This is a genomic window from Pseudomonas sp. C2B4, from assembly GCF_013359695.1.
GTDB lineage: Bacteria > Pseudomonadota > Gammaproteobacteria > Pseudomonadales > Pseudomonadaceae > Aquipseudomonas.
Genome location: NZ_JABFMU010000028.1, coordinates 53,631 through 78,661, shown reverse-complemented (window position 1 = coordinate 78,661; position 25,031 = coordinate 53,631). Strand labels below are relative to the sequence as shown.

Genomic DNA, 25,031 nt, shown 5'->3' with positions numbered 1-25,031 from the left:
GTATACGAGCCCGGCTCGCGAAAGCGTCGTGTCAGACACCTTCAATGTGCCTGTCCCGACGCTTTCGCGAGCAGGCTCGCTCCCACAGGTTCCGCAAAAAGTATCCATAGAGTGTTGTTCACTAATGTTCACTGTCAACCGCTGAAGTGTTCAGTTGTTCAGCCACAGTTGTTCATTTGTGTTCAGCATCGAACGCCGTTTCCATCTGGATTTTTGGTTTTTCCAGTCAGATCAATCGCTTGCGATTTCTGGCACAAATGTCGCTATGTAGCTCCGGTCGCTTGACTCCAAAAATAAAAAAGGCCGAGCCATGTCATTAACCCTGGAGCATGTCAGCCGCACCGTCGAGGGCCAGACCTGGATTGACGATGCGTGTCTGCGTTTCGAACCCGGATCCTTCAACGTTTTGCTCGGACGCACGCTGTCCGGCAAAACCAGTCTCATGCGCCTGATGGCCGGGCTGGACAAGCCTGACACTGGTCGCATCCTGATGAATGGCGTCGATGTCACCCAGCGCCCGGTGCGTTTGCGCAACGTGTCGATGGTGTATCAGCAGTTCATCAATTACCCGACCATGACCGTCTTCGAGAACATCGCCTCGCCCTTGCGCCAGGCCGGTGTGTCCAACGAGCTGATCCAGAGCAAGGTGCTGGAAACCGCGAAGATGCTGCGCATCGAGAAATTCCTCCAGCGCCATCCCCTCGAACTTTCCGGTGGCCAGCAACAGCGCACGGCCATGGCCCGGGCGCTGGTCAAGGACGCCGAGCTGATCCTGTTCGACGAACCGCTGGTCAACCTCGACTACAAGTTGCGCGAGGAACTGCGCCAGGAAATGCGCGAGCTGTTCAAGGCGCACCACACCATCGCCATCTATGCCACCACCGAGCCCAACGAGGCCCTGGCACTGGGCGGCACCACCACGATTCTTCACGAAGGCCGTGTGGTCCAGAGCGGCAAGTCATCCGAGGTCTATCACCAGCCGCAGACCGTGCTGGCGGCCGAGCTGTTTTCCGAACCGCCCATCAACCTGATGCCGGGCCGCATCGCCGGCAACGAAGTGAGCTTCGCCAATTTTGTTCACTTCCCGCTCAACGTGGACTTGCGCCCGGTGGGCGAGGGCGAGTTCCGCTTCGGCGTGCGTCCCAGCCATATCTCGCTGGTGCCGAGCAACGACGATGACCTCGAATTGGCGGTGACGGTCGAAGTCGCCGAAATCAGCGGTTCGGAAACCTTCCTGCACGTGCGCAACGAGCATTTCCTGCTGGTGCTGCACTTGCCCGGTGTCCACGAATACGACGTCGATGCGCCGATCCGCATCTACATCCCGACCCATAAACTGTTTGTGTTCGATACGCAGGGGCGGCTAATCCAGGCGCCGGGCCGGCGTGTCGCGAGGGTTGCCTGATGGCCGAAATCCGTTTGCAGAACCTCGCCCACAGTTACACCAGCACGCCGAGCGGCCCTGAGGATTACGCGATCCGCGAGATGGACCATATCTGGGAGCAGGGTGGGGCCTATGCCTTGCTCGGCCCGTCGGGTTGCGGCAAGTCGACCTTGCTCAACATCATTTCCGGGTTGCTCAGCCCGTCCCAGGGCCATGTGCTGTTCGACGGCAAAGCGGTCAACACCCTGACGCCGGAGAAGCGCAACATCGCCCAGGTTTTCCAGTTTCCGGTGGTCTACGACACCATGACGGTGTTCGACAACCTGGCCTTCCCCTTGCGCAACCAGGGCATGGCCGAAGCGAAAATTCACACCAAGGTGCAGGAAATCGCTGAAGTCCTCGACCTTCAGAACTTACTCAACAAAAAGGCCCGCAACCTCACCGCCGATGAAAAACAGAAAGTCTCCATGGGCCGTGGTCTGGTACGCGACGACGTGTCGGCGATCCTGTTCGATGAACCGCTGACGGTGATCGACCCGCACCTGAAGTGGAAGCTGCGGCGCAAGCTCAAGCAGATCCATGAGCAGTTCAACATCACCATGGTCTACGTCACCCACGATCAACTGGAGGCGTCGACCTTCGCCGACAAGATCGCGGTGATGTACGGCGGGCAAATCGTGCAGTTCGGCACGCCGCGGGAATTGTTCGAGCGGCCGAGCCATACCTTCGTCGGTTACTTCATTGGTAGCCCCGGCATGAACCTGATCGAGGTGCAGCCGCAACCGGGTGGCGTCGGGTTCGCCTCGACCCACCTGCCGCTGTCCGAGGCCATGCAAAGGCGCATCGCCGAGTCCACCTGGAAAACCCTGAAGGTCGGCATTCGGCCAGAGTTCGTCCACGTGTGGGACGAGCCATTCGATGACGCGCTGCGGGCACAGGTCATACACGTCGAAGACCTCGGCACCTACAAGATCATGACCCTGAACCTCGATGGCGTGCCGCTGAAAGTGCGCCTGGCCGAAGACAAGCCGGTGCCCGAAGGCACGGCCTACATCAGTTTTCCAGCGCAATGGCTGATGGTCTACGCCGATGAATTCCTGCTGGAGGCGCAAGCTCCCAATGAGGTGCAGCCATGAACAAGGTGCAGAACAACAAGGCCTGGTGGCTGGTGCTTCCGGTGTTCCTGCTGGTGGCGTTCAGTGCGGTGATCCCGATGATGACCGTGGTCAACTATTCGGTGCAGGACATCTTCGATCAGTCCAGCCGCTACTTCGTCGGTGCCGATTGGTACAAGCAGGTGTTGCTCGATCCGCGCCTGCATGACTCGTTGCTGCGTCAGTTCATTTATTCGGCCTGCGTGCTGCTGATCGAAATCCCGCTGGGGATCGCGATCGCCCTGACCATGCCGACCAAGGGCCGCTGGTCGTCGGTGGTGCTGATCATCCTGGCGATTCCGTTGCTGATCCCGTGGAACGTGGTGGGCACCATCTGGCAGATTTTCGGCCGGGCCGACATCGGCCTGCTCGGTTCGAGCCTCAACGCCATGGGCATCAGCTACAACTATGCGGCGAACACCATGGACGCCTGGGTCACTGTGCTGGTGATGGATGTCTGGCACTGGACGTCGCTGGTGGCGCTGTTGTGTTTCTCCGGTCTGCGGGCGATTCCGGACGTGTACTACCAGGCGGCGCGGATCGACCGTGCATCGAACTGGGCGGTGTTCCGGCACATCCAGTTGCCCAAGCTCAAGAGCGTGTTGCTGATCGCAGTGATGCTGCGCTTCATGGACAGTTTCATGATCTACACCGAGCCGTTCGTGCTGACCGGTGGCGGGCCGGGCAATGCCACGACCTTCCTCAGCCAGACCCTGACGCAAATGGCGATCGGCCAGTTCGACCTGGGCCCGGCCGCGGCATTCTCGCTGGTGTACTTCCTGATCATCCTGTTGGTGTCCTGGCTGTTCTACACCGCCATGACTCACTCTGACGCCAACCGTTGAGGCCCGCGCCATGAGCAAAAGAAAGCTGATTCCGTTGCTGGTCTACATCCTGTTCCTGCTGGTGCCGATCTACTGGCTGCTGAACATGTCCTTCAAGAGCAACACCGAAATCCTCAGCGGCCTGACGCTGTTTCCCCAGGATTTCACCTTCCACAACTACAAGGTGATTTTCACTGATCCGGCCTGGTACACCGGTTACCTCAACTCGCTGTACTACGTGAGCCTGAACACGATCATTTCCCTGAGCGTGGCGTTGCCGGCGGCCTATGCCTTCTCGCGCTACCGCTTCCTCGGCGACAAGCACCTGTTCTTCTGGCTGCTGACCAACCGCATGGCACCACCGGCGGTGTTCCTGCTGCCGTTCTTCCAGCTGTATTCCTCGATCGGGCTGTTCGACACCCACATCGCCGTGGCGCTGGCTCACTGCCTGTTCAACGTGCCGCTGGCGGTGTGGATTCTCGAAGGCTTCATGTCGGGCGTGCCCAAGGAAATCGACGAAACCGCCTACATCGACGGCTACAGTTTTCCCAAGTTCTTCGTGAAGATTTTCGTCCCGTTGATTGGCTCCGGCATCGGCGTGACGGCGTTTTTCTGCTTCATGTTTTCCTGGGTCGAACTGTTGCTGGCGCGAACCCTCACGTCGGTGAACGCCAAACCCATCGCGGCGGTGATGACGCGCACGGTGTCGGCGTCCGGCATCGACTGGGGCGTACTGGCGGCGGCGGGGGTGTTGACTATCCTGCCGGGCATGCTGGTGATCTGGTTTGTTCGCAACCACGTGGCCAAGGGCTTTGCCCTGGGCCGGGTATGAGGAGTCGATGATGGAATGGATGAGCTGGACCGTCCCGACGGCGGCATTCTTCAGTGTTATTGCTTTGATTCTGGTGGGTATGACCACCTGGGAATTGCGTTCGCCGAGCATTCTTCGGCGGGGCTTTTTGCCGATTGCCACCACCCGTGGCGATCGGTTGTTCATCGGTCTTCTCGGCAGCGCCTACCTGCATTTGCTGGTCATCGGCGTGACCGACTGGAGCATCTGGATAGCGTTCGCGTTGTCCCTGGTGTGGCTGTTGGCTGTGATGCGCTGGGGTTAGGGTCTGTACGAGAGCTCGCCGAGCGGCGATCAGGCAAGGCAAAAACAGGCGAGGTAGCGGAGTTGACGTCAGTCAATGAGCATACCGAGCCTGTTTTTAACGCAGCATGATCGACGCGCAGGCAGCTCTCGTACAGAGCCTGCTCCCAAATTCAATAAGGAGGTCTTATGTTCGACAAAAACAATAAGCTGCGACATAGCATTTCATTGGCAGCCATGCTGGCACTCAGCGGTTTGAGCGCTTCGGCCTGGGCCGATGCCTATGAAGACGCCGCGAAGAAATGGATCGGCAGTGAATTCAAGCCATCCACCCTGACGGCCGATCAACAGCTCGAAGAGCTGAAGTGGTTCATCAAGGCGGCGGAGCCGTTTCGCGGGATGAGCATCAAAGTGGTGTCGGAAACCATCGCCACCCACGAGTATGAGTCCAAGGTGCTGGCCAAGGCGTTCACCGAGATCACCGGGATCAAGCTGACCCATGACCTGCTGCAGGAAGGCGACGTGGTGGAAAAGCTGCAGACCCAGATGCAATCGGACAAGAACATCTATGACGGCTGGGTCAATGACTCGGACCTGATCGGCACGCACTTCCGCTACGGCAAGACTGAATCGATCACCGACCTGATGGCCAACGAGGGCAAGAACTTCACCTCGCCGACCCTGGACATCAAGGACTTCATCGGCATCTCCTTCACCACCGCACCGGATGGCAAGATCTATCAATTGCCCGACCAGCAGTTTGCCAACCTCTATTGGTTCCGCGCCGACTGGTTCGAGCGCGCCGACGTGAAAGCCAAGTTCAAGGAAAAGTACGGCTACGAGCTGGGTGTACCGGTGAACTGGTCGGCCTATGAAGACATCGCCAAGTTCTTCAGTGAAGACGTCAAGGAAATCGACGGCAAGCGTGTCTACGGGCACATGGACTACGGCAAGAAAGACCCGTCCCTGGGCTGGCGTTTCACCGATGCCTGGTTCTCCATGGCCGGTGCCGGCGACAAAGGCATCCCCAACGGTTTGCCGGTGGACGAGTGGGGCATTCGCGTCGAGGATTGCCACCCGGTCGGTTCCAGTGTGACCCGTGGTGGCGATACCAACGGTCCGGCAGCGGTTTATGCGACCACCAAGTACGTCGACTGGCTGAAGAAGTACGCGCCACCGGAAGCGGCGGGCATGACCTTCTCCGAGTCCGGCCCCGTGCCGTCCCAGGGCAACATCGCCCAGCAGATCTTCTGGTACACAGCGTTTACCGCCGACATGACCAAACCGGGCCTGCCCGTGGTGAACGCCGACGGTACGCCGAAATGGCGCATGGCGCCGTCGCCGAAAGGACCGTACTGGGAAGAGGGCATGAAGCTCGGTTATCAGGACACCGGTTCCTGGACCTTCATGAAGTCCACGCCTGAGAAACAGAAACTGGCAGCCTGGCTGTACGCGCAGTTCGTGACGTCGAAAACCGTCTCGCTGAAGAAAACCATCGTCGGCCTGACCCCGATCCGCGAATCGGACATCAACTCGCAGGCCATGACCGACCTGGCACCGAAACTCGGTGGCCTCGTGGAGTTCTACCGCAGCCCGGCCCGCGTGCAATGGACCCCGACCGGGACCAACGTGCCGGACTACCCACGTCTGGCGCAACTGTGGTGGAGCCACATCGCCGAAGCCGCCAGCGGCGAGAAAACCCCGCAAGAGGCACTCGATGGTCTGGCCAAGGATCAAGACGCGATCATGACTCGTCTGGAGCGTTCGAAGGCCCAAGCCACCTGTGCCCCGAAAATGAACCCCGAGCGCGACGCGCAATACTGGTTCGACCAACCGGGCGCCCCGAAACCGAAACTGGCGAACGAGAAGCCGCAGGGCGAAACCGTGAGCTATGCCGAACTGCTGAAATCGTGGGAGGCGGCGCGTAAATAAACGTCTGGAGTGTGAAAGGCGAACGGCACCGGAAGGTGCCGTTTTTGTTGGTGCCTGATAAGGCCTCTTCGCGAGCAGGCTCGCTCCCACAATCAATCTCAAGTGCTCACTTACTTTGTGTTCACAGTAGATCCACTGTGGGAGCGAGCCTGCTCGCGAAGGGGCATTTCAGCCTGATCAATGCTCATCAGAACAATAGAAACCTTGCTCCCGCTGGACTGCGCAGCAGTCCCAACAACAGTGTGAAGTTCTGGTCCCTGCTTCGCAGGCAAACGGGAGCAAGCTCCCCCGCCACAGGTTTCTGTAACCTACAAAACAAAAACGGCACCCGAAGGTGCCGTTTTTGTTGACTGCCAAGTGTCGCTAAGCGATCAACCCGCCAGACCCGATTGCTGAACCAGGTTCAGCAGCGGTTGTGGGTACAGGCCGAGGAAGAAGGCCAGTACCGCGATGGCCAGCAGCATCACGCCGCCTGCACGTTGTTCCCAGTGCAGTTGCGCATCGTGGCGACGCAGGTTTGGTTCGATCAGGTACAGGGTGACCATGACGCGCAGGTAGTAGAACACGCCGATGGCGCTACCCAGGACCAGGGAACCGACCAGCCACCATTGGTGCGACTCGACACCGGTGGCGATGATGTAGAACTTGCCGATGAAGCCCGCAGTCAGCGGGATACCGGCCAGGGAGAGCATCATCACGGTCAGTACGGCGGTCAGGTACGGACGGCGCCAGAACAGGCCGCGGTATTCGTACAGGGCATCCGCGTCACGACCGTTGTACGGCGAGGACATCAGGGTGATCACGCCGAAGGCGCCGAGGCTGGTGATCACGTAGGTGACCAGGTACACGCCGATGGCTTCCACGGCCAGGCCCTTGCTCGCCACCAGGGCGATCAGCAGGTAGCCGAAGTGGGCGATGGACGAGTAACCCAGCAGACGCTTGAGGTTGCTCTGGGTCAGGGCCAGCAGGTTACCGAACAGGATCGATGCGATGGCGATGATGGTCAGCACGTTGCTCAGCACGCCGCTGCTGGCAGCAGGGGAGATCTGGAACAGACGCACCATCACTGCGAACACGGCGACTTTGGAAGCGGTCGCGAGGAACGCTGCCACCGGCGCCGGAGCACCTTCGTAAACGTCCGGGGTCCAGAGGTGGAACGGTACCAGCGACAGTTTGAACGCCAGGCCGATCAGCATCATGCCCAGGCCCAGTTGCGCCAGCGAGCTTGGCAGGCCGGTGGCCGCCAGGGCCTGACCGATGCCGACGAAGCTCAGGGAGCCGGCGTCAGCGTAGAGCAGGGCCATACCGAACAACAGGAACGCGGAACCGGCCGCCGACAGCACCATGTACTTGATACCGGCTTCCAGCGAACGCTTGTTGAAGAAGGCGTAGGCCACCAGACCGTAGACCGGTACCGACAACAGTTCCAGACCGACGAACAGACCGGCCAGGTGCTGCGCGCTGACCAGGACCAGGCCACCGGCGGCGGCCATCAGGATCAGCAGGTACAGTTCTTCACGGTTGCCCGGGTAACCCGAACCGCCATCGCCGAGGTAGGCGTGGGCGAGGGTCACACAGGCGAGGGTGGCGACCAGGATCAGCGCCATGTACAGGCAGGCGAAGGTGTCGATCTGCAGCAATGGGGTCACGGCCAGAGGCGCGACTTTCAGGGCCGGCAGGATCGACAGCAATGCCAGGTTCAGGCCCGCCACCGACAGCAGGAAGGTCTGGGAGTGGTTGCGGCGCCAGGCGATCGCCAGCATCACCACGATGATCGTGGCGCTGGTGATCAACAACGGCGCTAGCGCGATAAAGTGTTGAGTCGTGAATTCCATAGCGCTCTTACCGGGCCGAAGCGAGTTGAGTGAAGGCGGTGCCGAGCCACTGCTGCACGCCATGCATCGTAGCGGCAGAGGTATCGAGGAACGGTTGCGGGTAGACGCCGATGTAGATCAGCAGCGCTGCCAGACCGACCACCATGATCAGTTCGCGACCATCCATGCCATGCAGCACCGCGTCCGACTTGGCCGGACCGAAGTACGCACGGTGGATCATGATCAGCGAGTAGACCGAACCGAACACCAGGCCGGACGTCGCGATGATGGTGACCCATGGCGCGATCGGGAAGGTGCCGATCAGGATCAGGAACTCACCGACGAAGTTACCGGTGCCCGGCAGACCCAGGGAGGCGGCTGCGAAGAACAGGCTGAGGGCCGGCAGGTAAGCGATCTTCGACCACAGGCCACCCATTTCACGCATGTCGCGGGTGTGGGTGCGTTCGTACAGCTGGCCACTCAGGATAAAGAGTGCCGCGGCCGACAGACCGTGCGCCAGCATCTGCATCACCGCGCCCTGCAGCGCCAGTTGGCTGCCGGAGTAGATGCCGATCAGTACGAAGCCCATGTGGGAAACGGACGAGAAGGCAATCAGACGCTTGATGTCGGTTTGCGCGAACGCCAGGAACGCACCGTAGAAGATCCCGATCAGACCCAGGGTCATGGCGAACGGCGCGAACTCGGCCGACGCATTCGGGAACAGCGGCAGGGCGAAACGCAGCAGGCCGTAGGCAGCGGTTTTCAGCAAGATACCGGCGAGGTCGACGGAACCTGCGGTCGGCGCCTGGGCGTGAGCGTCAGGCAACCAGGAGTGGAACGGTACGACCGGCAGTTTCACCGCGAAGGCGATGAAGAAGCCGAGCATCAGGATGTACTCGGTGGTCGTCGACATCTTGGTTTTCAACAGGTCGGCGTAGTTGAAGGTAATCACGCCGGTGTCGTTGAAGTTGACCAGTACCAGGCCCAGGATCGCCACCAGCATGATCAGGCCGGAAGCCTGAGTGAAGATGAAGAACTTGGTCGCCGCGTAGATCCGGGTTTTCTTGCCGTCCGAAGAACTGTGACCCCAGAGCGCGATGAGGAAGTACATCGGCACCAGCATCATTTCCCAGAAGAAGAAGAACATGAACAGGTCGAGGGCCAGGAACACGCCGACGACACCGCCCAGGATCCACATCAGGTTCAGGTGGAAGAAGCCAACGTGACGCTGGATCTCTTTCCACGAGCAGAGTACCGAGAGGACACCCAGCAGACCGGTCAGCATGATCATCAGCAGCGACAGGCCGTCGAGGGCCAGGTGCACGCTGATGCCGAAACGCTGGATCCAGATGTGCTTGAACTCAAGCACCCAGGTCGGGTCGGCGCCAGGCTTTGGTGCAAACGAATAGTCGCCGTGGGCCCACAGCCAGAGGCCGAGGGCGAGCAGCAGGGACATGGTAATCAGCGCAATCCAGCGGGGGAGGGTGGCGCCGAAGCGCTCACCCATCCAGCACAGCAGGCCGCCGATGAAGGGGATCAGGATTAGCCAAGGCAGAATCATGACGGGCTCAATTCCTTTCGCAAGTTCGCAAGGTTCATATCAGACCGCTACCAGCACGACGGCGCCGATTACCAGCACGGCACCAGCAGCCATCGAGGCGGCGTACCAACGCAGTTGACCGGTCTCGGTACGGCTCAGGGCAGTGTGACCGCCCTTGGCCATGCGCGGGATCAGACCGATGGTCTGGTCGAGCGGGTCTTTGCGCAGGATGTGGCTGATCGCCAGGTATGGCTTGACGAACAGTTTGTCGTAGATCCAGTCGAAGCCCCAGGCAGCGAACCACCAGGCCGACAGGAAACGGCCGATGCCGCTGTTGGCGATGGCGGTCACGAAGCGACGCTTGCCGAGGAACAGCAGCGCGGACAGCAGGATACCGGCCAGGGCGATGGCGCCCGAAGCGATTTCCAGGCTGTGCTTGGCTTCGCCACCGGCGTGGCCGACGCTTTCCGGCAGTACGCCGTGCAGCGGTGGAACGATCATGGCGCCGACGAAGGTCGACAGCACGATCAGCACCGACAGTGGCAGCCAGTGAGCGATGCCGTGACCGGCGTGGGCTTCGGTCTTCGCTTCACCGTGGAACGCGATGAAGATCAGGCGGAAGGTGTACAGCGAGGTCATGAACGCACCGACCAGACCGGCGTAGAGCAGGCCGTGGTTACCGCTGGCGAACGCTTCCCAGAGGATTTCGTCCTTGGAGTAGAAGCCTGCGGTCACCAGTGGCAGGGCCGCCAGGGCCGCGCCGCCAACGATGAAGCTGGCATAGGCCAGAGGCAGTTTCTTCCACAGGCCACCCATCTTGAAGATGTCTTGCTCGTGGTGGCAGGCAACGATCACCGCACCGGAAGCAAGGAACAGCAGGGCCTTGAAGAAGGCGTGGGTCATCAGGTGGAAGATCGCGCCGTCCCAGGCGCCAACGCCCAGGGCCAGGAACATGTAGCCGATCTGGCTCATGGTCGAGTAGGCGAGGATACGCTTGATGTCGGTCTGAACCAGGGCGGCAAAACCGGCCAGGACCAGGGTCACGCCGCCGACGATACCGACAAGATGCAGGATCTCCGGCGCCAGGGTGAACAGGCCGTGGGTACGGGCGATCAGGTAGACACCCGCCGTTACCATCGTTGCCGCGTGGATCAGTGCAGAAACCGGGGTAGGACCAGCCATCGCATCCGCCAGCCAGGTTTGCAGCGGCAGTTGCGCGGATTTACCGACAGCGCCGCCCAGCAGCATCAGGGTGGCCATGACCATCCAGAAGTCGCCGGCCTGGAATTTCTGCGGTGCCAGCACCAGCAGTTCCTGGACGTTCAGCGTGCCCAGTTGGGCGAACAGAATGAACAGGCCGATGGCCATGAACACGTCGCCGATGCGGGTCACGATGAAGGCTTTGAGCGCGGCGTTACCGTTGTTGCGGTTGCTGTAGTAGAAACCGATCAACAGGTACGAGCACAGGCCCACGCCTTCCCAGCCGAAGTACAGGAACAACAGGTTATCGCCCAGCACCAGGAACAGCATGCTGGCGATAAACAGGTTGGTGTAGGCGAAGAAGCGCGAGTAACCCGCTTCACCGCGCATGTACCAGGACGCGAACAGGTGGATCAGGAAGCCGACGCCGACCACCACACCCAGCATGGTCAGGGACAGACCGTCCAGGTACAGCGCGAAGTTCGGCGTGAAGCCTTCCACCGCCATCCATTGCCACAACACCTGGGTGTAGTGGCCGCCTTCCGGTGGCGCGACATTGAATTGCCAGATCACGTAAGCGGTGACGATGGCAGACAGGCCGACGGAACCGACGCCGATCAGCGCCGAGAGGTTTTCCGAGAGGCGTCCACGGGAGAACGACAGCAGCAGGAAACCAATGAGAGGGAATACGAAAGTCAGATAGAGAAGATTCATCCGCGCATCTCGCTGGCAGCGTCGATATCGAGAGTGTGGAAGCGGCGGTACAGCTGCAACAGGATCGCCAGGCCGATACTGGCCTCGGCGGCTGCCAGGCTGATCACCAGGATGAACATGATCTGTCCATCCGGCTGAGCCCAGCGGCTACCGGCAACGATGAACGCCAACGCGGAGGCATTCATCATGACCTCCAGGCTCATCAGCACGAAGAGAATGTTGCGGCGGACCATCAGGCCGACCAGACCGAGGCAGAACAGGATGCCGGCGACCGCCAGACCATGCTCCATAGGGATAGCAGGCATCGTCATTGCTCCTTGGCTTCGTTGCGGCCCAAGTGGAACGCCGTGACGGCTGCGGCGAGCAGCAGCATCGAGGCGAGTTCGACCACCAGCAGGTACGGACCGAACAGGCTGATGCCCACGGCCTTGGCGTCTACGGTGGTGTGGCCGACGGCCTGGCCGGTCTGGTGGGAGAACAGCACATACAGCAGTTCAACCAGCAGCAGCGCGGCGAGGGCGACCGGGCCGCCCCAGATACCGGGCTTGAGCCAGACGCGCTCTTGCTGAACCGAGGCGGGCCCCAGGTTCAGCATCATCACCACGAACACGAACAGCACCATGATGGCGCCAGCGTAGGCGATCACTTCCAGTACACCGGCAAACGGCGCGCCGAGGGCGAAAAACGTCATCGCCACGGCGATCAGCGAAATGATCAGGTAGAGCAGGGCATGCACGGGGTTGGTGTTGGTGATCACGCGAAGCGTGGACACCACAGCGATACCCGATGCGAAATAGAAAGCGAATTCCATCTTTCTTCCTTAAGGCAGCAAGCTCTTCACGTTGATCGGTTCGGCTTCATTCTGCGCGGAGCCTTTCGGCTTACCGGCAATCGCCATACCTGCAACACGATAGAAGTTGTAATCAGGGTTTTTGCCGGGGCCGGAGATCAGCAGATCTTCTTTCTCGTAAACCAGGTCCTGACGTTTGAACTCGGCCATCTCGAAATCCGGTGTCAGCTGGATCGCGGTGGTCGGGCAGGCTTCCTCGCAGAGGCCGCAGAAGATGCAGCGCGAGAAGTTGATGCGGAAGAAGTCCGGGTACCAGCGACCGTCTTCGGTTTCAGCTTTCTGCAGCGAGATGCAACCGACCGGGCACGCCACGGCGCACAGGTTGCAGGCTACGCAACGCTCTTCGCCGTCGGGGTCGCGGGTCAGGACGATACGGCCACGGTAGCGCGGCGGCAGGTAGACCGGTTCTTCCGGGTACTGCAGCGTGTCGCGCTTGCGGAAGGCGTGGCCGAAAATCATCACCAGGCTGCGAAGCTGGGTGTAGAGGCCATGCACGATGTCAAATATGTACTTCATGATTCTCTATCCTCACTGAGCCGCGACGGCGGGCGTGTTGAGCAACACGATCGCAGCGGTCACCAGCATGTTGACGAGGGTCAGCGGCAGGCAGAACTTCCAGCTGAAATCCATCACCTGGTCATACCGTGGGCGCGGAATCGATGCGCGCAACAGGATGAACATCATGATGAAGAAACCGGTTTTCAGTGCGAACCAGATGAACGGGATCTGCGGCAGGATGCCGAACGGACCGTGCCAGCCACCGAAGAACAAGGTCACCAGCAGTGCCGAAATCAACACGATGCCGATGTACTCGCCGACGAAGAACATGCCCCATTTCATGCCGGCGTATTCAATGTGGTAACCGTCGGCCAGTTCCTGTTCCGCTTCCGGCTGGTCGAACGGGTGACGGTGAGTCACGGCCACGCCAGCGATGAAGAAGGTCAGGAAACCGAAGATCTGCGGAATGATGAACCACAGGTTCTGCGCCTGGTATTCGACGATGTCGCGCATGTTGAACGAGCCAACCTGGATCACGATGCCCATCAGCGACAGGCCCATGAACACTTCGTACGACACGGTTTGTGCCGAGGCCCGCAAGCTGCCCAGCAGGGCGAACTTGTTGTTACTCGACCAGCCGGCGAACAGCACCGCGTAGACCGACAGACCGGCCATGGCGAAGAAGAACAGGATACCGATGTTGATATCCGCCACGCCCCAGGTCGGGGTGATCGGGATGATCGCGAAGGCAATCAGCAGGGCGCTCATGGCGACTACCGGTGCCAGGGTGAAGATCATCTTGTCGGCGAACGGCGGGGTCCAGTCTTCCTTGAAGAACATCTTGATCATGTCGGCGGCGATCTGGAACGCGCCGAACGGACCGACGCGGTTCGGACCGTAACGGTCCTGCCAGAGGGCGAGCAAACGACGCTCGACCCAGCTGAGCAGGGCGCCGCAGACCACCACGGCGAGCAGGATCACCACGGCCTTGAGGACCGCGATGATGATGTCGATCACTTCAGGAGTGAACAAGGTCATTGCGCTGCCTCCTGCAGACCGTCAACGGATTTGCCAAAGATCGCTGGCGGAATGCCGGCGATGCCCGCAGGCAACGCCACCAGGCCGGCGCCCAGTTCTTCGTTGATGCGCAGCGGCAGACGCAGGGTCTGGCCAGCCACGTTCAGGCTCAGCATGGCGCCGTCGTTCACACCCAGGCGGTCGGCTTCGGACTTGGCCAGCGCAACATAAGCGGCCGGAATGCGTTCCTGGACCGGAGCGGCTTTCGAAGAGTTCTCCTCACTGCCGAACAGGTGGAAGAACGGCACGACCTGCCAGGTGCCCGGGGCCGGGTTGAACGGACGCGGAACGCTGGCGAACCAGTTCAGCGAGTCACCGGTGCTTTCGATCAGGCGGGTGCCCGGGTCGCCGGCACGGATGTGACCACCGACTTCGTCCTGGAACTTGTTCCAGGCTTGCGGCGAGTTCCAGCCCGGAGACCAGGCGAACGGCACTTGCTGACGCGGTTCGGCCGAACCCGAGTAACCTTCCATCGAGAAGGCGAACGCGGTGTCCTTGTCCTGCGGGGTACGCGGTTCATGGACGTTGATGTCGGCGCGCATGGCGGTACGACCGGAGTAACGCAGCGGTTCACGGGCCAGTTTCATGCCCTTGATGCGGAACGCGGCGGACGGTGCGGCATCGACGATGCGGTTCAGTTGCGGCGTGCTTGCAGCCACCGCAGCAGTGGCGTGGTCCAGCTGGGTCCAGTCGATCGGCTGGTTCAGCAGGGTAGCGCGCAGGGCATGCAGCCAGCGCCAGCCTTCGTGAACCAGGATGCTTGCATCCATGTACTTCGGATCGAACACCTGGAAGAAGCGCTGGGCGCGGCCTTCCTGGCTGACCAGGGTACCGTCGCCTTCGGCGAAGCTGGCGGCTGGCAGGACCAGGTGTGCACGATCGCTGGTGGCGGTCTTCTGATGGTCAGCCACGATCACCACTTTCGCGGCGGTCAGGGCAGCATCGACACGGGCTTTGTCGGTGCGGGTGTACAGATCGTTTTCCAGCACGACGATGGCGTCGGCCTTGCCATCGATCACGGCTTGCAGCGCAGCGTCGACCGATTCGCCACCGAGCATGGCCAGGCCGAGGCTGTTGGCCTCCGGCACGATCAGGCTGATGGAACCGTTCTTCTCGCGCAGCTTCAGGGCCTTGGCGATGTTCGCTGCGGCTTCGATCAGGGCTTTGGAGCCCAGCGAAGTACCGGCGATGATCAGCGGACGCTTGGCGGCGAGCAGGGCGTCGGCAATGCGCTTGGCCAGCTCAAGAGCTTCAGCGTCCAGGCCTTCAACGGCTGGAGCGCTGGCGTCGAGGGCGTGTGCCACGGCGAAACCGATGCGGGCCAGGTCGTCAGGCGCGGCGTGAACGCACTCTTCGGCGATGTCGTCGAGCTTGGTTTCAGCCAGGCTGGCGATGAACAGCGGGTTCAGCGCGTGCTGACCGATGTTCTTCACCGCGGCGTCGAGCCAAGGCTGGACGCGCATGGCGTCGGCCATGTCTTCAGCTTTACCTTTGACCGACTGACGCAGGGCCAGGGCCATGCGTGCGGCTGTCTGGGTCAGGTCTTCACCGAGGACGAACACGGCGTCGTGGTCTTCGATATCGCGCATGTTCGGCACAGGCAGCGGGCTGTCTTTCAGCACCTGCAGTACCAGACGGATGCGCTCCAGTTCGGAGGCTTCGATACCGGAATAGAAGTGCTCGGCGCCGACCAGTTCGCGCAACGCGTAGTTGCTTTCGAGGCTGGCGCGAGGCGAACCGATACCGACGATGTTGCGACCGCGCAGCAGGTCGGCGGCTTTATCCAGTGCTTCGTCGAGGGTCAGCTTGGCGCCGTTGGCCAGCAGAGGCTGACGCGGGCGGTCCTTGCGGTTGACGTAGCCATAGCCGAAACGGCCACGGTCGCACAGGAAGTACTGGTTAACCGAACCGTTGAAACGGTTTTCGATGCGACGCAGTTCACCGTAACGCTCGCCCGGGGAGATGTTGCAACCGCTGGAGCAGCCATGACAGATGCTCGGCGAGAACTGCATGTCCCACTTGCGGTTGTAGCGCTCGGAGTGAGTCTTGTCGGTGAACACACCGGTCGGGCAGACCTCGGTGAGGTTGCCGGAGAACTCGCTTTCCAGGGTGCCGTCTTCAACGCGACCGAAGTACACGTTGTCGTGGGCGCCGAACACACCGAGGTCGGTGCCGCCGGCGTAGTCCTTATAGAAGCGCACGCAGCGGTAGCAAGCGATGCAGCGGTTCATCTCGTGGGAAATGAACGGGCCCAGTTGCTGGTTCTGGTGGGTACGCTTGGTGAAGCGGTAACGGCGCTCGTTGTGGCCGGTCATTACCGTCATGTCTTGCAGGTGGCAGTGACCGCCTTCCTCACAGACCGGGCAGTCGTGAGGGTGGTTGGTCATCAGCCATTCAACGACGCTGGCGCGGAATACTTTCGCTTCTTCGTCGTCGATGGAGATCCAGCTGCCGTCGGTGGCGGGGGTCATGCAGGACATGACGATCCGACCACGCTTGTCGTTCTCGTCGGTGTACTGCTTGACCGCGCACTGGCGGCAAGCGCCAACGCTGCCAAGGGCGGGGTGCCAGCAGAAATAAGGGATATCGAGGCCTAGCGACAGACATGCCTGTAACAGGTTGTCTGCCCCATCGACTTCGAGCTCTTTGCCGTCTACGTGGATAGTGGCCATGGTTCAAAGTTCTTCGTTGGCCCGGTGTCAGCGGGCGTGGCTAATGGAATCTTGTTATCCGCGCGAATCAAAACAGCCGGTAAAGGCGTCATCGCACGAAAAGCGAAGGGCACGGACCCTTCGCCTTTTTTAAGCATTTACGCGCCGACTACGATCGGCCTTGCCAGAGGCGGGACGGCGGCGCTGGTAGGCGCGATGCCGGCTTCGAACTCATGGCGGAAGTATTTGATGGCGCTGCCCAACGGCTCCACGGCACCCGGTGCGTGAGCACAGAAGGTCTTGCCTGGGCCGAGGAAGCCGACCAGACCCAGCAGGGTCTCGATGTCGCCGGCTTGCCCTTGACCGTTCTCGATCGCACGCAGCAGCTTGACGCTCCACGGCAGACCGTCACGGCACGGGGTGCAGAAACCGCACGACTCACGGGCGAAGAACTCTTCCATGTTGCGCAGCAGGGACACCATGTTGATGCTGTCGTCCACCGCCATGGCCAGGCCGGTACCCATACGGGTGCCCACCTTGGCGATTCCGCCGGCGTACATTTGTGCATCCAGGTGTTCCGGCAACAGGAAGCCGGTACCGGCGCCGCCTGGCTGCCAGGCCTTGAGCTGGTAACCGTCGCGCATGCCGCCGGCGTAGTCTTCGAACAGCTCGCGACCGGTGACGCCGAATGGCAGTTCCCACAGGCCCGGGTTCTTGACCTTGCCGGAGAAGCCCATGAGCTTGGTGCCCATGTCTTCACTGCCTTCGCGAGCCAACGATTTGTACCAGTCCACGCCGTCGGCAATGATCGCCGGGACGTTGCACAGGGTTTCAACGTTGTTCACGCAGGTCGGCTTGCCCCACACGCCAACGGCGGCAGGGAAGGGCGGCTTGGAGCGCGGGTTGGCGCGGCGGCCTTCGAGGGAGTTGATCAGTGCGGTTTCTTCACCGCAGATGTAACGCCCGGCGCCGGTGTGGACGAACAGTTCGAAATCGAAGCCGCTGCCCAGGATGTTCTTGCCCAGCAGGCCCGCTGCCTTGGCTTCTTCCACGGCACGGTTCAGGTGCTTGGCGGCGGTGGTGTACTCGCCACGCAGGAAGATGTAGCCACGGTAGGTTTTCAGTGCGCGGGCACTGATCAGCATGCCTTCGATCAGCAGATGGGGCAGTTGCTCCATCAGCATGCGGTCTTTCCAGGTGTTGGGCTCCATTTCATCCGCGTTGCACAGCAGGTAGCGGATGTTGATGGATTCGTCCTTGGGCATCAGGCCCCACTTCACGCCAGTGGGGAAGCCTGCGCCACCGCGGCCCTTGAGGCCGGAGTCTTTCACGGTCTGGACGATGTCGTCCTGGGCCATGTCGGCGAAGGCTTTGCGCGCAGCAGCGTAACCGTTCTTGGCCTGGTACTCGTCGAGCCAGACAGCTTCGCCGTCGTCACGCAGACGCCAGGTGAGCGGGTGAGTCTCGGCCGAACGCTTGATGCGGTTGGCAGGACCGAAGGAAGTCAGGGTCATACGTAGCCCTCGAGCAATTTGGCAACGCCGGCAGGCTGCACATCACCGAACGTGTCGTCGTCGATCATCAGCGCTGGCGCCTTGTCGCAGTTGCCGAGGCAGCAGACCGGCAGCAGGGTGAAACGACCGTCGGCGGTGGTCTGGCCCAGGCCGATGCCGAGCTTGCTCTGGATTTCGCTGACCACGGACTCGTGGCCGCCGATGTAGCAGACCATGCTGTCGCAGACGCGAATGATGTGACGGCCGACTGGCTGACGGAAGATCTGACTATAGAAGGTCGCAACCCCTTCAACGTCGCTGGCCGGGATGCCGAGGATCTCGCCAATGGCGTACAGGGCGCCGTCCGGCACCCAGCCACGTTCCTTCTGGACGATCTTCAGGGCTTCGATCGACGCCGCGCGCGGGTCTTCGTAGTGATGCAGCTCGTGCTCGATGGCCGAGCGCTCGGTTTCACTCAAGGTGAAACGGTCTGTCTGGATAAGCGTGCTGTTCATGCTTAGCGGTCCACGTCGGCCATAACGAAATCGATACTACCCAGGTACGCGATCAAGTCCGCGACCATGCTGCCTTTGATCACCGAAGGGATCTGCTGCAGGTGCGGGAAGCTTGGAGTACGGATCCGGGTGCGGTAGCTCATGGTGCCGCCATCGCTCGTCAGGTAATAACTGTTGATGCCCTTGGTCGCTTCGATCATCTGGAAGGATTCGTTGGCCGGCATGACCGGGCCCCACGAAACTTGCAGGAAGTGCGTGATCAAGGTTTCGATGTGCTGCAGGGTGCGCTCTTTCGGTGGCGGCGTGGTCAGCGGGTGATCCGCCTTGTACGGGCCTTCCGGCATGTTGCGCAGGCACTGGTCGATGATCTTGATGCTCTGGCGCATCTCCTCGACACGCACGATGCAACGGTCGTAGGCATCGCCATTGGCCGCCAGCGGCACTTCGAATTCGAAGTTCTCGTAGCCGGAGTATGGACGTGCTTTACGCAGGTCGAAGTCGCAACCGGTCGAACGCAGGCCGGCACCGGTGACACCCCATTCCAGGGCTTGCTTGGTGTTGTAGTCGGCAACGCCGATGGTACGGCCACGCAGGATGCTGTTGTCCAGGGCGGCCTTTTGGTATTCGTCCAGACGCTTTGGCATCCACTCGACGAAATCCTTGACCAGTTTTTCCCAGCCGCGCGGCAGGTCGTGGGCGACGCCACCGATGCGGTACCAGGCCGGGTGCAGGCGGAAGCCGGTGATGGCTTCGATCACCGTGTAGGCACGCTGACGGTCGGTAAATGTGAAGAACACCGGGGTCATGGCGCCGACGTCCTGGATGTAGGTACCCAGGAACAGCAGGTGACTGGTGATCCGGAAGAACTCGGCCATCATGATGCGGATGACATCGACCTTCTCTGGCACCTTGATGCCGGCGAGCTTCTCGACCGAGAGCACGTACGGCAGGTTGTTCATCACGCCGCCGAGGTAGTCGATACGGTCGGTGTACGGAATGAAGCTGTGCCAGGACTGGCGCTCGGCCATCTTCTCGGCACCACGGTGGTGGTAGCCGATGTCCGGTACGCAGTCGACGATCTCTTCGCCGTCCAGCTGCAGGATGATGCGGAACGCACCGTGCGCCGAAGGGTGGTTCGGCCCCAGGTTGAGGAACATGTAGTCCTCGTTCGGGCCGGAACGTTTCATGCCCCAGTCTTCAGGCTTGAAGCGCGCGGCTTCTTCCTCGAGCTGTTGCTTGGCCAGGGTCAGGCTGAACGGATCGAACTCGGTGGCACGGGCCGGGAAGTCCTTGCGCAGCGGGTGACCTTCCCAGGTCGGCGGCATCATGATGCGCGACAGGTGCGGGTGGCCTTTGAAGTCGATGCCGTACATGTCCCAGACTTCACGCTCGTACCAGTTGGCATTCGGCCAGATGCTGGTGACGGTCGGCAGGCTGAGGTCGCTCTCGGACAAGGCGACTTTGATCATGACGTCACTATTACGTTCGATCGACATCAAGTGGTAGAACACGGAGAAGTCGACGCCGTTCGGCAGCCCTTGACGCTTGGTGCGCAGACGCTCGTCCACGCCATGCAGGTCATAGAGCATGACGTAAGGCTTGGGCAGGTTGCGCAGGAAGGTCAGGACTTCGACGAGTTTGGCGCGGGCAACCCAAAGCACCGGCATGCCGGTGCGGGTAGGCTGGGCGGTGAACGCCTCGGGGCCAAAACGGTTGTTCAGTTCGACGACCACATCCTGGTCGTCTGCCTTATAAGGCGGGATGTACAGAGCACTGCCTGTAGTCATGGTTATTTATCGCTTTCGGTCAACGTAAAGAATGAAGCCAGTTTTTCGTTTCTTTGAAACAGCGGAACTGGATCAGACTTCGTCGGGGCTGCGCAGGTTGGTGACTGCGATTCGCTGTTCGCGGCGCTTTTCCTTTTCGGAAGGCATCTCGGCGCGATACACGCCTTGATCGCCAACAACCCAGGAAAGCGGGCGACGCTCCTGGCCAATCGACTCCTGCAGCAGCATCAAGCCTTGCAGGAATGCTTCAGGCCGGGGCGGGCAGCCAGGCACGTAGACGTCCACGGGCAGGAACTTGTCCACCCCTTGAACGACGGAGTAGATGTCGTACATGCCACCGGAGTTGGCACACGAACCCATGGAGATAACCCACTTCGGTTCGAGCATTTGCTCGTAGAGGCGCTGGATGATCGGCGCCATCTTGATGAAGCAGGTACCGGCGATAACCATGAAATCCGCCTGACGCGGCGATGCCCGGATAACCTCGGCGCCAAAGCGCGCGATGTCGTGGGGCGCCGTGAAGGCGGTGGTCATTTCCACGTAGCAGCACGAAAGGCCGAAGTTATACGGCCACAGGGAGTTCTTGCGCCCCCAGTTGATCGTGCCGTTAAGCACGTCTTCGAGCTTGCCCATGAAGATGTTTTTGTGGACTTGATCTTCTAACGGATCGGAAACGGTTTCCCGTTGGCCAATCGGATACTGCTCGTTAGGAGCATCGGGGTCGATCCTGGTGAGATTGTATTGCATTGCCAAAGCCTCATTGTTTCAGCTTCGCTTGCCGCTTGCGCCGAGCTTCCGGAGCCCAGTCAAGGGCACCCACTCGGAATAGGTAGACAAGACCTGCCAACAGAATTGCTATGAAAACGAGAGCTTCGACGAATCCGGTCCAGCCGCTTTCGCGGACGGACACAGACCATGCAAAGAGAAAGAGGGCTTCGATATCGAAGATCACGAAGAGCATCGCGACCAGATAGAATTTGGCTGAGAGCCGCAAGCGGGCGCCACCTGTAGGTAGCATGCCGGACTCGAACGGTTCGTTTTTGCTGCGGCCCCAGGCTTTTGACCCGAGGAGGCTGGAGACGCCGAGCATGAAGGCACAGAGGCCGACAACACCCAGAAGGAAAATGGCAAAGCCCCAGTTGTGGGCCATGAGTCCTGTCGCTTCGGGCATGCTGGTAATCCTTAACAGAGAGCAAGGGTCTCTGAGCTTGAAAAGAAACAAAGCAGTGACGATATGTCGCAGCAATCAATCCCGCTGATTTTATGGCACAACACCCTGCAAGTAAAATTCCTATAGCGAAATTATTTATAGGAATAAGGACATAGCGAGCGCCAAAAGCGCCGTAGGCCTTGCGTTGCGGGCATTAGCCGGCTTTTCGGGAAATATGTTTTGTTAGGAATGTAACGAACATAGTTTCAGCTAAATGATAATCAATATTGTTTGGCTCGGGTTTCAAACTGTTTATCCGGCGGGAAGTTGGGAAGTTGTCTTATATGGGGGTTACTGCAAGTAGCGTTGGTGCCCGTTTTAACCGAGTTTCCTGAAGTCGATACCGCTCTGGATCAATACTTTTCCTCCGGGCGCCACTGGCCATTGTGGGAGCGAGCCTGCTCGCGAAAGCGTCGGATGAGTCACCATCACCGGTGAGTGATAAATCGCATTCGCGAGCAGGCTCGCTCCCACAGGGTTTTGTGGTGTTGGTTAAATTCCGGGCAAAAAAACGCCCCGAACCAGTCGGGGCGTCAGATTTGCAGCGTTGCGGTTAGCTTTCTATACGGTCCGCAACGGCCGTTGACTCAGGTGAAGCAGATCAGTGGAACTGTTCTTCTTCAGTCGAACCGGTCAGCGCGGTAACCGAGGACGAGCCACCCTGGATCACGGTGGTCATGTCATCGAAGTAGCCGGTGCCCACTTCCTGCTGGTGAGCCACGAAGGTGTAACCCTTAGAGGCGTCAGCGAATTCCTGCTCTTGCAGCTTCACGTAGGCAGTCATGTCGTTGCGGGCGTAGTCGTGCGCCAGGTTGAACATGCTGTGCCACATGTTGTGAATGCCGGCCAGGGTGATGAACTGGTGCTTGTAGCCCATGGCGGACAGTTCGCGCTGGAACTTGGCGATGGTCGCGTCGTCCAGGTTTTTCTTCCAGTTGAAGGAAGGCGAGCAGTTGTACGACAGCAGTTGGTCCGGGTATTCCTTCTTGATCGCTTCGGCGAAGCGACGAGCTTCTTCCAGGTCCGGCTTGGCGGTTTCGCACCAGATCAGGTCGGCGTACGGAGCGTAGGCCAAGCCGCGAGCGATGGCCTGGTCCAGACCGGCGCGCACTTTGTAGAAGCCTTCCTGGGTACGTTCGCCAGTCACGAATGGCTGGTCGTACGGGTCGCAGTCCGAAGTCAGCAGGTCAGCTGCGTTGGCATCGGTACGGGCCAGGATGATGGTCGGAGTGCCGGCAACGTCAGCCGCCAGGCGGGCAGCAGTCAGCTTCTGCACGGCTTCCTGGGTAGGAACCAGTACCTTGCCGCCCATGTGGCCGCATTTCTTCACGGAAGCCAGTTGGTCTTCGAAGTGAACGCCGGCGGCGCCTGCTTCGATCATGCTCTTCATCAGCTCGTAGGCGTTCAGAACGCCGCCGAAACCGGCTTCTGCGTCAGCCACGATCGGAGCGAAGTAGTCGATGTAGCCTTCGTCGCCCGGGTTCTTGCCGGCTTTCCACTGGATCTGGTCGGCGCGACGGAACGAGTTGTTGATGCGCTTGACCACGGTTGGAACCGAGTCAACCGGGTACAGCGACTGGTCCGGGTACATCGATTCGGCGGAGTTGTTGTCCGCAGCCACTTGCCAGCCCGACAGGTAGATCGCCTGGATACCGGCCTTGACTTGTTGCACAGCCTGGCCGCCAGTCAGGGCGCCCATGCAGTTGACGAAATCTTTCTCAGGACGGAAGGCTGGCTTGGCACCCTGGGTGACCAGGTTCCACAGCTTCTCGGCGCCCATTTTTGCAAAGGTGTGCTCAGGTTGAACCGAGCCACGCAGACGGACGACGTCAGCAGCGGAGTAAGTGCGTGTCACGCCTTTCCAGCGCGGGTTTTCAGCCCAGTCTTTTTCGAGGGCTGCAATTTGCTGTTCGCGTGTCAGTGCCATGGAGATAAACCTCGTCGCGTCTTGTATGAAAAGTTGTTCTGCGGTGGAAAATTCCTGCGCTCGCTGACCAGAAGCTTGAGTGGTCAAGTCGAATTTGGCGGGGAAGGCGACGGGATGAACGATGGGCTCGAGGGGAAGTGAGCAGGTAAAGGCGGACTGCGGGCGCATTCGGGCGTCGTGGGCCTTGGTACGAACATCAGTGTGGTGCCGGGTTACCTAATTACGCTTCCGTCCCTCGGGACAACTTCGTTCCAGTCGACAACCTCGTCAAACACACCTTGTGGGCGGTACAGACACGAAGCGGTTCGCGGGGTAGGTGCGAACATCGCCTCGAAGGCCCTTGCCAGGGCCTCTGATTAGCGGGAGCGAGGCCATCATGCCTTTGCTTTTTTGACTCGTCAAACGTTTTGTAGTGCTTTTTTTCAACCACTACATCTTTGGTCTAATGCGACTTGTCAGTCAGGATTAGGTGGCTCAGTCCAAGGCGTCGACTTTCACTCGCAGGGTCATGTCGTTCCGGCTTTGGGTCGAGTAGCTGCGGGCCAGGCCTTGTTTGTCGGCCTGTGTCTGGCCATTCACCCCGGCCAGCAGGATCCATTCGCCCAGGCGGCCGGTGACGGTTGTGTCGGTGCTTTGCACGTTCACTACATCGGGACGTTCCTGACTCATGCGGTCACGGTTGGTACTGATCGACAGGTGAACGATCTCTCCGGTGACGCTCGCGGTGACGTAAAACCCCTGGGTGACATTGCGGTATTCGGTCTGGCTGCGCAGGTCGCCATAGGAGTCGGTCTGGGTGCTGGTCAGGGGTACGCTCTGGCCGACCTGGATCAGTGCCGGCATGCCATCGGTGGCCTGAATTTGCTGGATGCCGCCGTCACGGCTATCGGTGCTGCGGTTGATGACTCGGGTCTGGCTTGGCTTGGCGCCATTGACCGAGTAACCCTGATCGCCCTGGACGTTGTTTTCGTTGGTGTCGACGGTGATCAGCAGGCGTTTGGGGGCGGTATCGAGTTGGCCCAAAAGCGCTTTAAGTTCGTCGATCTTGCGCTGATCGGCGTTGACGATGAGCTGATTGCCATAGGCGCTGACCTGGCCTTCCTTGCCAATGAAATCCTGCGCCACTGGCAACATATCGGCGCTGGTGTGGTAGTTCAGTGGCACGATTTCGGTGGCTGCCATGACCGAAAAACTGCAGGTCACCAAGAGTGTGGTGAGCAGGGTGCGTAAGGACATATCCGTTATCTCCGCCTTCGAATTCTTGATCTGTAGGAGCGAGCTTGCTCGCGATGGTCGTGAGCGCGCAGCGGGGTGTCAGGCTTCCAGCGTTATCGTTGACGACCATCGCGAGCAGGCTCGCTCCTACAG

The 25,031-nt window shown here is 60.3% G+C and carries 21 protein-coding genes; 6 read left to right on the top strand and 15 right to left on the bottom strand.

Annotation, left to right across the window (positions count from 1 at the left end; translation table 11 throughout):
* Positions 1-310 precede the first annotated feature (310 nt).
* From HNQ83_RS18265 to HNQ83_RS18240, 6 genes are all read left to right on the top strand, one after another.
* The gene (locus HNQ83_RS18265) at positions 311-1,405 is read left to right on the top strand and encodes an ABC transporter ATP-binding protein (protein ID WP_175390223.1); all 1,095 of its coding nucleotides are present in this window, start codon (positions 311-313) and stop codon (positions 1,403-1,405) included.
* Positions 1,405-2,520 carry an ABC transporter ATP-binding protein gene (locus HNQ83_RS18260; RefSeq protein WP_175390222.1) on the top strand — a complete coding sequence of 372 codons (1,116 nt, stop codon included), beginning with the start codon at positions 1,405-1,407 and terminating at the stop codon, positions 2,518-2,520. The genes HNQ83_RS18265 and HNQ83_RS18260 overlap by 1 nt, the downstream gene beginning before the upstream one ends.
* Entirely contained in the window at positions 2,517-3,383 is an 867-nt protein-coding gene (locus tag HNQ83_RS18255) for a carbohydrate ABC transporter permease (protein WP_175390221.1), read from the top strand. The genes HNQ83_RS18260 and HNQ83_RS18255 overlap by 4 nt, the downstream gene beginning before the upstream one ends.
* A 10-nt stretch (positions 3,384-3,393) precedes the next feature.
* On the top strand, positions 3,394-4,194 hold the full coding sequence (locus HNQ83_RS18250) for a carbohydrate ABC transporter permease (RefSeq protein ID WP_175390220.1): 801 nt from the start codon (positions 3,394-3,396) through the stop codon (positions 4,192-4,194).
* Between the two features lie 10 nt (positions 4,195-4,204).
* Positions 4,205-4,477: a DUF2160 domain-containing protein gene (locus tag HNQ83_RS18245; RefSeq protein WP_175390225.1), complete on the top strand. Its 273-nt coding sequence runs from the start codon at positions 4,205-4,207 to the stop codon at positions 4,475-4,477.
* 167 nt (positions 4,478-4,644) lie between these two features.
* Positions 4,645-6,387 (top strand): ABC transporter substrate-binding protein, encoded by a 1,743-nt coding sequence (locus HNQ83_RS18240; RefSeq protein WP_175390219.1) that lies wholly within the window; start codon positions 4,645-4,647, stop codon positions 6,385-6,387.
* A gap of 371 nt (positions 6,388-6,758) precedes the next feature.
* Here the strand turns inward: HNQ83_RS18240 and nuoN are convergent, their stop codons facing one another.
* From nuoN to HNQ83_RS18165, 15 genes are all read right to left on the bottom strand, one after another.
* Positions 6,759-8,222, bottom strand: a complete 1,464-nt coding sequence (gene nuoN, locus HNQ83_RS18235) for an NADH-quinone oxidoreductase subunit NuoN (RefSeq protein ID WP_175390218.1) — start codon at positions 8,220-8,222, stop codon at positions 6,759-6,761.
* Positions 8,223-8,229: 7 nt separating this feature from the next.
* Positions 8,230-9,762: an NADH-quinone oxidoreductase subunit M gene (nuoM, locus tag HNQ83_RS18230; protein ID WP_175390217.1), complete on the bottom strand. Its 1,533-nt coding sequence runs from the start codon at positions 9,760-9,762 to the stop codon at positions 8,230-8,232.
* Between the two features lie 39 nt (positions 9,763-9,801).
* Positions 9,802-11,655 (bottom strand): NADH-quinone oxidoreductase subunit L, encoded by a 1,854-nt coding sequence (gene nuoL / locus HNQ83_RS18225; protein WP_175390216.1) that lies wholly within the window; start codon positions 11,653-11,655, stop codon positions 9,802-9,804.
* Positions 11,652-11,960 carry an NADH-quinone oxidoreductase subunit NuoK gene (gene nuoK, locus HNQ83_RS18220; protein ID WP_007946416.1) on the bottom strand — a complete coding sequence of 103 codons (309 nt, stop codon included), beginning with the start codon at positions 11,958-11,960 and terminating at the stop codon, positions 11,652-11,654. Before nuoK ends, nuoL begins: the two co-directional genes overlap by 4 nt.
* A gap of 2 nt (positions 11,961-11,962) precedes the next feature.
* Positions 11,963-12,466, bottom strand: coding sequence for an NADH-quinone oxidoreductase subunit J (gene nuoJ, locus HNQ83_RS18215; RefSeq protein WP_096510117.1), 504 nt, complete (start codon positions 12,464-12,466; stop codon positions 11,963-11,965).
* Between the two features lie 9 nt (positions 12,467-12,475).
* Positions 12,476-13,021, bottom strand: a complete 546-nt coding sequence (nuoI, locus tag HNQ83_RS18210; protein WP_178132024.1) for an NADH-quinone oxidoreductase subunit NuoI — start codon at positions 13,019-13,021, stop codon at positions 12,476-12,478.
* Positions 13,022-13,033: 12 nt separating this feature from the next.
* The gene (gene nuoH / locus HNQ83_RS18205) at positions 13,034-14,041 is read right to left on the bottom strand and encodes an NADH-quinone oxidoreductase subunit NuoH (protein WP_175390215.1); all 1,008 of its coding nucleotides are present in this window, start codon (positions 14,039-14,041) and stop codon (positions 13,034-13,036) included.
* Positions 14,038-16,752: an NADH-quinone oxidoreductase subunit NuoG gene (gene nuoG, locus HNQ83_RS18200; RefSeq protein WP_175390214.1), complete on the bottom strand. Its 2,715-nt coding sequence runs from the start codon at positions 16,750-16,752 to the stop codon at positions 14,038-14,040. Before nuoG ends, nuoH begins: the two co-directional genes overlap by 4 nt.
* A gap of 137 nt (positions 16,753-16,889) precedes the next feature.
* The gene (gene nuoF / locus HNQ83_RS18195; RefSeq protein WP_175390213.1) at positions 16,890-18,245 is read right to left on the bottom strand and encodes an NADH-quinone oxidoreductase subunit NuoF; all 1,356 of its coding nucleotides are present in this window, start codon (positions 18,243-18,245) and stop codon (positions 16,890-16,892) included.
* Entirely contained in the window at positions 18,242-18,739 is a 498-nt protein-coding gene (nuoE, locus tag HNQ83_RS18190; protein WP_008020715.1) for an NADH-quinone oxidoreductase subunit NuoE, read from the bottom strand. The genes nuoF and nuoE overlap by 4 nt, the downstream gene beginning before the upstream one ends.
* A 2-nt stretch (positions 18,740-18,741) precedes the next feature.
* The gene (nuoC, locus tag HNQ83_RS18185; RefSeq protein ID WP_096510122.1) at positions 18,742-20,526 is read right to left on the bottom strand and encodes an NADH-quinone oxidoreductase subunit C/D; all 1,785 of its coding nucleotides are present in this window, start codon (positions 20,524-20,526) and stop codon (positions 18,742-18,744) included.
* 72 nt (positions 20,527-20,598) lie between these two features.
* Positions 20,599-21,273 carry an NADH-quinone oxidoreductase subunit B family protein gene (locus HNQ83_RS18180; protein WP_046037844.1) on the bottom strand — a complete coding sequence of 225 codons (675 nt, stop codon included), beginning with the start codon at positions 21,271-21,273 and terminating at the stop codon, positions 20,599-20,601.
* A 10-nt stretch (positions 21,274-21,283) separates the two neighbouring features.
* Positions 21,284-21,697 carry an NADH-quinone oxidoreductase subunit A gene (locus HNQ83_RS18175; RefSeq protein WP_003223812.1) on the bottom strand — a complete coding sequence of 138 codons (414 nt, stop codon included), beginning with the start codon at positions 21,695-21,697 and terminating at the stop codon, positions 21,284-21,286.
* Positions 21,698-22,337: 640 nt separating this feature from the next.
* Positions 22,338-23,663, bottom strand: coding sequence for an isocitrate lyase (gene aceA / locus HNQ83_RS18170; RefSeq protein ID WP_175390212.1), 1,326 nt, complete (start codon positions 23,661-23,663; stop codon positions 22,338-22,340).
* Positions 23,664-24,137: 474 nt separating this feature from the next.
* Positions 24,138-24,899, bottom strand: a complete 762-nt coding sequence (locus tag HNQ83_RS18165; protein WP_175390211.1) for a secretin N-terminal domain-containing protein — start codon at positions 24,897-24,899, stop codon at positions 24,138-24,140.
* Positions 24,900-25,031 lie beyond the last annotated feature (132 nt).